We start from the raw sequence: 10,049 nt of genomic DNA on the forward strand, positions 1-10,049 counted from the left end.
GGAACCGGGGCGCCGCCGCCCACCGCCACGAGCCGGGGGCGCATCGCGTCGGCCGCCGGCGTGTCGATGCCGGTCGCGACGACCGAGACGCGCATCTTGCCGCGCAGCGCCTCGTCGGTTGCGGAGCCGAAGATGATGTTCGCCTCGTCGTCCACCTCCTCGCGGATGCGGTCGGCGGCCTCGTTCACCTCGAACAGCGTCATGTCGTCGCCGCCCGTGATGTTGATCAGCAGGCCGCGGGCACCGGAGATGTTGGTGTCTTCCAGCAGCGGGTTGCTGATCGCCGCCTCGGCGGCGCGGATGGCACGGCCGTCGCCCTCGGCCTCGCCGGTGCCCATCATCGCCTTGCCCATCTCCGCCATGATCGTGCGGATGTCGGCGAAGTCGAGGTTCACCTCGCCGGGCGCCATCATCAGGTCGGTGACGCCGCGCACGCCCATGTACAGGACGTGATCGGCCATCTTGAACGCCTCCTTCCACGTCGTGCGCTCGTTGGCGACGCGGAAGAGGTTCTGGTTGGGGATGACGATCAGCGTGTCGACGTAGTGCTGCAGCTCCTCGATGCCCTGTTCGGCGGCGCGGGCGCGGCGCGTGCCCTCGAAGGCGAAGGGCTTGGTGACGACGCCGACCGTCAGCACGTTGCGCTCGCGCGCCATGCGGGCGATCACGGGGGCCGCCCCGGTGCCGGTGCCGCCGCCCATGCCGGCGGTGATGAACACCATGTGGACACCATCGAGGTGGCGGTACAGCTCGTCCGCCGCCTCCTCGGCGGCGGCGCGGCCGATCTCCGGCTTCGCGCCGGCACCGAGGCCCTGGGTGATGTGCGGGCCGAGCTGGATGCGCCGGTCGGCCCGGCTGTTCATCAGCTGCTGCGCGTCGGTGTTGGCGACGACGAAATCGACGCCCTGCAGATTGAGGGCGATCATGTTGTCGACCGCGTTGGTGCCGCCGCCGCCGACGCCGATCACCGTGATCCTCGGAGAGAAATCGGTGTGCATCTGCTGCGGGATCGTCAGATTGAGGGTCATCGGGACGCTTCCCTGTGCGCGATGAAAGGGGCTGCCGGGGGCTGGGCCGGCAGTGTCGTGACGCTTTCCGATTCGTGGAAAGCGCCGGCTTGAGACGCGGCGGGATGAATCGCCTGTGCCATCACATGCGATCCCGCAAAAAATCCACGATGCGACGCAGCAGGCCCGGCGGGCGTTCGGCGCCCATGTCGATATCCTGCATCGTCTGGCCTTCGCCGGTCGCCCAGGCGAGCAGGCCGGCGGCGGTGGCGAAGGCGGGGCCGGACGCGCTGTCCGGCAAGCCGCGCAGGCCGTGCGGACGGCCCAGGCGCACCTGTCGGTTCAGGATGCGCGCGGCCATCTCCCGCGCGCCCGAGAGCTGACAGGCGCCGCCCGTCAGCACGACGCGGCTGCCCGCCGCGCGCGCGAGGCCGGAGCTGTCGAGACGGTCGCGGACCATCTCGAACGTCTCCTCGAGTCGCGGCCGGATGATGTTGACGATCATGCTGCGCGGCACCTTGGCCATCTGATGGTCTTCCTCGCCCACCAGCGGCACCGGCAGCAGTTCGCGCTCGTCGTCGGGCGAGCCCTCGACGTTGCCGAACAGCGTCTTCAGCCGTTCGGCATGCGCGACGGGGGTGGACAGGATGCGCGCCAGATCATTCGTCACATGCGCGCCGCCGATCGGCAGCTGGGCGGTGTGCATCAGCTGGTTTTCGGCGAACACGGCCATGCCGGTCGTCCCGCCGCCCATGTCGATCACCGTCGCGCCGAGTTCGCGTTCGTCGGCGACGAGGGTCGCGAGCCCCGCCGCCATCGGCGCCGAGACCAGCTCCGCGATGTCGAGGTCGCAACGCGCGATGCAGGCGCCGAGCGACCGCAGCGCGGTGGTCGCCGCGTCGATCACATGCAGCCGCGCGGTCAGCGTCGTGCAGTGCAGGCCGCGGGGGTCGGCGATGCCGGTGGTGTCGTCCACCGAGAAGGTCAGCGGGATCGAGTGGATGATCTCGCGCCCGTCGACGGCGGCGCGGCTGCGCCCCTCCTGGCAGACGCGGCGGATATCGGCATCGTCCACCGCGCGTCCGGCGCCGCCCTGCGTCACCGGCCACTGGACGTTGAACAGCCGGCTTTCCGGCTGGCCGCAGGTGAGGTTGACGATGACGTTGCGCAGCCGCGTGTCCGCCATGTCCTCCGCCTGTCCGACGCAGGCGCGGATCGCCCGCTCCGCTTCCTCGAGATCGGTGATGGAGCCGCCGCGCACGCCGCGCCCGCGCTGCCAGCCGAAGCCCACGACGCGCAGCGTGCCGTCGGTCTCGGTCCGGCCAATGAGGCAGGCGATCTTGGTGGTGCCGATGTCGAGCACGCCGAACAGGCCGTGGCGCGCGCCGCGGCTGCGCTGCGGCTCCTCGGGGTCGAGGGATGGCGGCAGGAAACGGCGAGACATGTCGTTCACGCGTGCTCTCCGTGCCAGAAGGGGGCGGGCCGGGCCATCATGTGGGCCTGCGCGCCGAGTCGGGCTTCGCCCCATCCGGCTTGCCGCTCGCCGCCTTGTCGGTGTCGCCGTGTTCGGACGCGGGCTTCACGTCGGATGCCGCGGCGGCGGGATGGACGACAAGACGGTCCGGCAGCCGCATGTCCACGTATTGCAGCGGCCGATCCAGAAGGGCGTGGTCGCGCTCCAGCATCACGAGGCGATCGAGCGCCGCGGCCTCGTGTCCCTCGGGCAGCATCACGTCGGCGCCGTTCTTCAGCCGCAGGTTCCACCGGCGCTGGCCGATGCGCACCGCCGCGACGACGTGCGACTGGATCGACGGACGGTCGCGCAGCGCGTCGAGCAGCACGGCCGCTCCGTCCGGCGCGCCCGCGCCGACGATCAGCGGCAGGTTGCGGAAATGGCCCACATCCTCGTCCGCGACGATCTGCCCGTTCCGGTCGACCAGCACGAAACGCCCGTTATGTTGCCAGATCGCATAGGGCCGCCGCTCGACCAGTTGCACCACGATGGTGCCGGGCAGTCGCCGCTCGACGGTCGCGCTCTCCACCCAGGCGAGACTTTCGATGCGCGCCCGCGCGGCGGCGACGGAGAAGCCGAGCGTGGGATCGCCCTTCGACACGCCGATCGCGGCGCGCAGCAGCGGCTCGGGCGTGTTGGCGCGGCCCTCGACGCGGATGTCGGTCACACGCATGCCGAGCGTCGCGGTCGCGGCGCCGAGGCGTTCGCGCAGCGTGACGAGCGTGCCCTGACCGTTCGCCGTGCGCAGCGCGAGCGCGCCGGCTCCGAGCACCGGCAGCAGCACCAGGACCCAGACGAAGCGGCGCAGCACACGCCGCTGGCGGCGCAGCAGCAGCTTCAGCCGGCCGGGCCGGTCATTCACCGAATTGCGCGGCTGACGCACTACGCGCGGCATCGTGCGTCCTCCACCATCCAGGCGCAGAGCGCTGGGAAATCCATGCCGCGCAGCGCGGCCTGTTCGGGCAGCAGCGAGGTGCGCGTCATGCCGGGCTGCGTATTGACCTCCAGCAGCACCAGCCGTCCGGGTTCGCCGCCGGTGTCGTCGTAGCGGAAATCGGCGCGCGTCGCGCCACGGCAGCCGAGCGCCCGATGAGCGGCGACGGCGAGCCGCATCGCCTGTTCGGTGATGTCGGGATGGATCGCGGCGGGGACGACATGGCGCGAACCGCCGGCCGCGTATTTCGACGCGTAGTCGTAGAACGTGTTCGCCTGCGCCACGATTTCCGTCACCGCGAGCGCGCGGTCGCCGAGCACGCCGACCGTCAGCTCGCGGCCCGGGATGTAGGCCTCCACCAGCGCGTCCGGCCCCCAGGACCATTCGCGCGCGATGTCCGTGCGGCGGTTGTCGCCGCCGCGCACGATCGACACGCCGACGGAGCTGCCCTCGTTGAGCGGCTTGACGACATAGGGCGGCGGCATCGGGTCAGCGTGCAGAAGGTCGGCGACCGGCACCAGCATGCCCGCCGCGACCGGCAGGCCGGCCTGCAGGAACGCCGCTTTCGCCGCCTGCTTGTCCATCGCCACGGCCGAGGCGCGCAGGCCGGAATGGGTATAGGGAATGCCCAGCCAGTCGAGCACGCCCTGCATCGCCCCGTCCTCGCCGTAGCGGCCGTGCAGGGCGTTGAACACCACGTCCGGCGCCGGCGTCAGCGCGGCGATGACGGCGGCGATGTCGCGGCCGACCTCGACCGGCTGCACCGCATAGCCCGCCTCGCGCAGCGCCGCGATGACCTGCGCGCCGGAGGCGAGGCTCACCTCGCGCTCCGCCGACGGGCCGCCGTAGAGCACGGCCACCCGCGTCACGACACGATCTCCGGCCGTCCGGCGGGGATGCCGATGCGGTGGATTTCCCATTCCAGCGCGACGCCGCTCGCCGCGTGCACGCGCCGGCGCACCTCCTCGCCGAGGCTTTCGAGGTCGGAAGCCGTCGCGCCGGCGACGTTGAGCAGGAAGTTGCAATGCTTCTCGCTGACCTTGGCGCCGCCCCGGCGCAGGCCGCGGCAGCCGGCGCCGTCGATCAGCTCCCACGCCTTCATGTCCGGCGGATTGCGGAACGTGGAGCCGCCGGTGCGGGCCCGTACCGGCTGCGTCGCCTCGCGCGCCGCGCGTATCTCGGCCATGCGCGCCGCGATCGCGGCGGGATCGCCGGGACGACCGCGCAGCCGGGCGCGCAGCACCACGGCACCCGGCGGCAGATGCGCGTGACGATAGGCGAAGGCGAGGGACGCCGCCTCCATCCGCACGACGTCGCCGCCACGCGCGACGAGGTCCACCCAGTCCAATACCTGCGCGATGTCGCCGCCATAGGCGCCGGCGTTCATCGCGACGGCGCCCCCGATCGTCCCGGGGATGCCGCACAGGAACTCCAGCCCGGCGAGGCCGGCGGCGGCGGCGTGTTCGGCGACCGTCGCGTCGCGTGCGGCGGCGCCCACGATCAGGCCGTCGCCGTCCACGGCCACGCGGCCGAAGGACGCGCCGAGTCGGATGACGACGCCGGGCAGGCCGCCGTCGCGCACGATCAGGTTCGACGCGGCGCCGATCACGCGCACCGGCGTGGTGTGCGGCAGCGCCGCGAGGAAGCGCGCGAGATCCTCGGCATCCGCGGGGCGGATCAGCGCCTCCGCCGGGCCGCCGACGCGAAACCACGTCAGCGGCGCGAGCGGGGCGTCGGCCTGCACCCGTCCGCGCAGCGGCGGCAGGGGCGTGGCGTCGGGGATGATGCGCGCCGCCGCCATCATCGGGCGCGCCGCCCGCCGGGCGCCTGCAGCTCCGCCAGCTCCGCCGGCAGCGCCGCCGCCCATTGCGTGATGTTGCCGGCGCCGAGGCAGACGACATAGTCGCCGGGCTTGGCGATGGCATAGATCATCTCGGCCAGATGCGCCGGGCCGGGCAGCGGCACGACGCTGCGATGGCCCGCCGCGCGCAGGGCATCGACCAGCGCGTCGCGGCTGATGCCGGGGATCGGTGCCTCGCCCGCGCCGTATACGTCGGCGACGATCACCGTGCCGGCGTCGTTCATGCAGGTGCTGAACTCGCTGAACAGCGAGGCGAGCCGGCTGTAGCGGTGCGGCTGCACCACCGCGATCACGTCGCGGGCGCCGCCCTGGCGCGCGGCCTTCAGCACGGCCGCGATCTCGACCGGGTGATGGCCGTAATCGTCGATCACCGTGATGCCGCCGGCCTCGCCCGTCTTGGTAAAGCGTCGCTTGACGCCGCGGAAGCCGAGGAAGGCGCTGCGCAGCGTCTCGTCGTCGATATCCATCTCGATGCCGACGGCGATGGCGGCGAGAGCATTTTGCACGTTGTGCTGCCCGAGCATCGGCAGGCGGAACGGCATGGTCTTGCGGCTGCGCCCGCGCGCGCGATCGGTGACCGTGACCTCGAACGTGCAGCCGAGCTTGTCGGCGGTCATCCGGTCGGCCCGCACGTCCGCCTGCGGCGAGAAGCCATAGGTGACGATGCGGTGGTCCGACAGGCGCGGGATCATCTGCTGCACCGCCGGATGGTCGATGCACAGCACCGCGAAACCGTAGAACGGCACGTTGGCGACGAACTGATCATAGCCCGCGACCATCGCCTCGGCCGTGCCCCAGTGATCGAGGTGCTCGGGGTCCATGTTGGTGACGACGGCGATCACCGCCGGCAGACGCAGGAAGCTGCCGTCGCTCTCGTCCGCCTCCACCACCATCCAGTCGCCGGCGCCGAGGCGCGTGTTGGTGCCATAGGCGTTGATGATGCCGCCGTTGATCACGGTGGGATCGAGATGTGCCGCCTCCAGCACCGCGGCGATCAGGCTGGTCGTGGTGGTCTTGCCGTGCGTGCCCCCAACGGCAACCGCCCATTTCAGGCGCATCAGCTCGGCCAGCATCTCGGCGCGGCGGACGACGGGCACCAGACGCTGCCGCGCGGCGAGCACTTCGGGATTGTCGCGCCGGACGGCGGAGGACACGACCACGACCTGCGCCTCGCCGAGATTGGCCGCGTCATGGCCGATGGCGACGGGAATGCCGGCCTCGCGCAGCCGGCGCACGTTGGCGCTGTCGGCGATGTCGCTGCCCTGCACCCGGTAGCCGAGATTGTGCAGCACCTCCGCGATGCCGGACATGCCGATGCCGCCGATGCCGCAGAAATGGATCGGCCCGATGCTGAGGGGAAGCGCCCTCATGCCGGCGCGCCCGTGACGGGCAGCGTCGCCTCGACGAGGTCGGCGAGGCGTTCGGCGGCGTCGGGAGATCCGGTGCGGCCGACCGCGGCGGCGAGCGTCGCGAGCGCATCCGGCCGGTCGATCAGCTCCTGGACGCAGGCACGCAGGCGATCGGGCGTCACGGGCTCGGACAGGCAGATGGCCCCCAGTTGGCTGGCGTTGGCGCGCTGGTGATCGTCGATCGCCCCCGGCAGCGGGATCAGCACCGCCGGGCGGCCGACGACCGCCAGCTCCGCCACGGTCGAGGCGCCGGCCCGCGCGATCACCAGATGCGCCGCCGCCAGCCGCGCCGGGACGTCGTCGAAGAAGCTCGCCAGCGTGCAGTCGATGCCGCATGCCGCATACATCGTCTCGACGCGCGCCATATCCTCCGCGCGGCATTGCTGCGTGACGTGCAGGTCCATGCCGGCCGGCAGCGTGACGCCCGCGAGGGCCGCCGGCACGACGTCGCTCAGCACGCGCGCCCCGAGCGAACCGCCGAGCACGAGCACCCGCAGCACATCGGACGGCGCGACATAGGCGGCGCGCACCACGGACGGGCGCACCGGATTGCCGGTCACCACGGTCCGCATGCCGTCCGGCACCCGCGCGGTGTCCGCGAAGCTCAGCGCCAGCGCCGACGCGCGCCGCGCGAGGAAGCGGTTCGCACGGCCGAGCACCGCATTCTGTTCGTGCAGCACGCAGGGCAGGCCGAGGCTGTGCGCCGCGAGCACCGGCGGCACCGCCGGGTAGCCGCCGAAGCCGATGACGCAGGCGGCGTTGAGCCGCCCCAGCGCCCGCCGCGCCGTGACGGTGCCGAGACCGAGGGCCACGATCGCGCCGAGCGCCCGCAGGCGCCCGCGCCCGGCGATCCCCGCGCCGCGCAGCACGATCCGATCCTCGAACGCACCCTGGGCGATCTGCGACTCGCGCGCGCCGGTGCGGGCATCCGTCATCAGCACGACCCGGTAGCCGCGCGCGGCGAGCGCCGCCGACAGCGCCGCCGCCGGGAAGAAATGCCCGCCCGTACCGCCGGCCGCGATGACCACCGGGCGCAAATGCGGCGCCCTCATGTGCGGTCTCCGTGATGGCGCCGGCGCGTCAGCGCGAGCAGCATCCCCATGCCCATCGCGATCGCCATCACCGACGAACCGCCATAGGAGATGAACGGCAACGTCATGCCCTTGGTCGGGATCAGGTGCAGCGTGCTTGCCATATTGACGAAGGCCTGCAGCCCGAACCCGGCGATGAGGCCGGTCGCCGCCAGCACGACGAACAGGTCCTGTTCGGCCAGCAGGCGCAGCAGCCCGCGTATGACGATGAACGCGAACACCGCGAGGATGATGACGCAGACGATCATGCCGAACTCCTCGCCCGCCACCGCATAGACGAAATCCGCATGCGCGTCCGGCAGGATGTCCTTGACATGCCCCTCGCCGGGTCCGCGGCCAAGCAGACCGCCGTTGCCGAACGCCTCCAGCGCGGTGGTGACCTGGTAGTGATCGCCGACGGCGGGGTCGAGGAAGCGTTCGACGCGCGAGCGCACATGCGGAAACAGCGTATAGGCCGCGAATCCCGCGCCGCAGAAGCTGAGCAGCCCCATGCCGACAAGGAACAGGTTCAACCCGTTGACATAGAGCTGCGCGAAAAACACGGCGGTGACGACCGCGAGCATGCCGATATCGGGCTGCGACTTCAGCAGCAGTAGGATCAGCGCATAGATGCCGATCGCGATCGTCGTGCCCGGAAAGCGCGGGCTGCGCCGGCTTTCGCTGATCAGCCACGCCGCCACCACGGCGAAGCAGGGCTTGAGGAACTCGCTCGGCTGGATGGCGAAGCCGGGCAGGGCGATCCAGCGCCGCGCGCCCTTGATCTCCACGCCGATCACCATGGTGGCGGCGGTCAGCAGCAGCGCGATGATGCCGCCGATCAACGCCAGCCGGCGGATATCGCGCGGCGTCATCAGCGAAACCCCGACCACGATCGCGCCGGCGACCGCGAGGAACAGCACCTGTTTGAGAATGAACAGATCGCGCGACTGCCCGATGCGTTCGGCGACCGCCGGCGAGGCGGCCAGCATCATCACGTAGCCGAAGCCGATCAGCGTCGCGATCGCGAACAGCGTCCAGCGGTCGACGGTCCACCACCAGCGGCCTAGGACGGAATTGTCGGCGCGCGACAATGTCGGCATCAGGCGGCCTCCTCGCTTGCGGACGCGGGGCCGAGGGCGCGGACAAGTGCTGCGAACCGGTCGCCGCGTGCCTCGAACCCGCTGAACTGATCGAAGCTCGCGCAGGCTGGCGACAGCAGCACCACCGGCGCGCCGGCCCGCGCGGCGAGCGGCACGGCAGCCTCCAACGTGCCGCATACCGTGTGCGCGACGCCGTTTGCGGCAAGCGTCGCGGCGAACAGCGGCGCGTCGCGGCCGATCAGATAGGCATGCGCGATCCGCCCGAACAGCGGCGCGAGGCTCTCGATCCCGCCCGCCTTGGCGATGCCGCCGGCGATCCAGGCGAACCGGTCATAGCACAGCATCGCGCGCTCGGCCGCGTCCGCGTTGGTCGCCTTGCTGTCGTTGATGAAGGCAACGCCCCGCCACGCACCCACGCGCTGCTGCCGGTGCGGCAGGCCGGGAAAGGTTGCGATGCCGCGGCCGATCGCCGCCTCGTCGAGGCCGAGGGCACGCCCCATCGCGGTGGCGGCGGCGGCATTCAGCGCGTTGTGCAGTCCGGGCAGCCCGGGCGCGTCGTCGAGCGGGCGTTCGGCGTCGAACCGGACGACCGCGGCCGCGAGACCGGTGGCCGGCAGGCCGGCGCCGAGGACCGCGACATCGTCGCCCGTCTGCCGGTCGAAGATCGCCATCTTGGCGGCCAGGTAGCCCGCCATATCGCCGTGACGGTCGAGATGGTCCGGGCTGATATTCAGCATCGCGGCGGCACCGAACCGCAGGGTCGCGAGTCGCTCCAACATGTAGGACGACATCTCCAGCACATACACGCCGTCGTCGCCAAGCAATGGCAGGGCCAGGGCCGCCGTGCCCAGATTGCCGCCGGAAGCGACCGGCACGCCGGCGCCGGCCAGCATGTGGGCAAGCAGCGCGGTGGTGGTGCTCTTGCCGTTGGTGCCAGTGATGCCGGCGAAGCGCGCGCGTGATCCGGCTGCCCGCACCGCCTGAAACAGCAGCTCGGCATCGGACAGGATCGGCGCGCCCGCTTCGGCCGCCCGCTGCGCCGCCGGGTGCGGGGCGGGCAGGCGGTGCGGGATGCCCGGCGAGAGCACCAGCGCCTCGGCGGCGAAGGGCAGGGCGCCGTGATCGCGCAGCCTGAACCCCGCGGCGGCGGCGGCC

Annotated in this window: 9 protein-coding genes; all 9 read right to left on the bottom strand. The window is 71.8% G+C overall.

What is annotated here, in order from left to right; genetic code table 11:
* Positions 1-1,028 (bottom strand): cell division protein FtsZ (gene ftsZ / locus B8460_RS02395; RefSeq protein WP_048859973.1); only part of this gene is annotated, 1,028 nt, incomplete at its 3' end.
* Between the two features lie 121 nt (positions 1,029-1,149).
* Positions 1,150-2,460: a cell division protein FtsA gene (gene ftsA, locus B8460_RS02400; protein WP_048859974.1), complete on the bottom strand. Its 1,311-nt coding sequence runs from the start codon at positions 2,458-2,460 to the stop codon at positions 1,150-1,152.
* Between the two features lie 37 nt (positions 2,461-2,497).
* On the bottom strand, positions 2,498-3,415 hold the full coding sequence (locus B8460_RS02405; protein WP_084623148.1) for a cell division protein FtsQ/DivIB: 918 nt from the start codon (positions 3,413-3,415) through the stop codon (positions 2,498-2,500).
* Positions 3,403-4,323 carry a D-alanine--D-alanine ligase gene (locus B8460_RS02410; RefSeq protein ID WP_048859975.1) on the bottom strand — a complete coding sequence of 307 codons (921 nt, stop codon included), beginning with the start codon at positions 4,321-4,323 and terminating at the stop codon, positions 3,403-3,405. The genes B8460_RS02405 and B8460_RS02410 overlap by 13 nt, the downstream gene beginning before the upstream one ends.
* Complete coding sequence (murB, locus tag B8460_RS02415; protein ID WP_048859981.1) at positions 4,320-5,258, bottom strand: UDP-N-acetylmuramate dehydrogenase; 939 nt, start codon at positions 5,256-5,258, stop codon at positions 4,320-4,322. The genes B8460_RS02410 and murB overlap by 4 nt, the downstream gene beginning before the upstream one ends.
* The gene (gene murC / locus B8460_RS02420) at positions 5,255-6,685 is read right to left on the bottom strand and encodes a UDP-N-acetylmuramate--L-alanine ligase (protein ID WP_048859976.1); all 1,431 of its coding nucleotides are present in this window, start codon (positions 6,683-6,685) and stop codon (positions 5,255-5,257) included. Before murC ends, murB begins: the two co-directional genes overlap by 4 nt.
* Positions 6,682-7,776, bottom strand: a complete 1,095-nt coding sequence (gene murG, locus B8460_RS02425; protein ID WP_048859977.1) for an undecaprenyldiphospho-muramoylpentapeptide beta-N-acetylglucosaminyltransferase — start codon at positions 7,774-7,776, stop codon at positions 6,682-6,684. Before murG ends, murC begins: the two co-directional genes overlap by 4 nt.
* Positions 7,773-8,894, bottom strand: a complete 1,122-nt coding sequence (locus B8460_RS02430) for an FtsW/RodA/SpoVE family cell cycle protein (protein ID WP_048859978.1) — start codon at positions 8,892-8,894, stop codon at positions 7,773-7,775. The genes murG and B8460_RS02430 overlap by 4 nt, the downstream gene beginning before the upstream one ends.
* Positions 8,894-10,049: Mur ligase family protein (locus B8460_RS02435; RefSeq protein ID WP_048859979.1), on the bottom strand; the 1,156-nt coding region annotated here is incomplete at its 5' end. The genes B8460_RS02435 and B8460_RS02430, both read right to left, overlap by 1 nt.

The sequence above is a fragment of the Acidisphaera rubrifaciens HS-AP3 genome (genome assembly GCF_000964365.1).
Lineage (GTDB): Bacteria > Pseudomonadota > Alphaproteobacteria > Acetobacterales > Acetobacteraceae > Acidisphaera > Acidisphaera rubrifaciens.

Bases quoted from the DNA above. Each gene is read 5' to 3' on its own strand.
- B8460_RS02405 (WP_084623148.1), bottom strand. From the start codon at position 3,415: ATGCCGCGCGTAGTGCGTCAGCCGCGCAATTCGGTGAATGACCGGCCC.
- murB (WP_048859981.1), bottom strand. From the start codon at position 5,258: ATGATGGCGGCGGCGCGCATCATCCCCGACGCCACGCCCCTGCCGCCG.
- murC (WP_048859976.1), bottom strand. From the start codon at position 6,685: ATGAGGGCGCTTCCCCTCAGCATCGGGCCGATCCATTTCTGCGGCATC.
- murG (WP_048859977.1), bottom strand. From the start codon at position 7,776: ATGAGGGCGCCGCATTTGCGCCCGGTGGTCATCGCGGCCGGCGGTACG.
- B8460_RS02430 (WP_048859978.1), bottom strand. From the start codon at position 8,894: ATGCCGACATTGTCGCGCGCCGACAATTCCGTCCTAGGCCGCTGGTGG.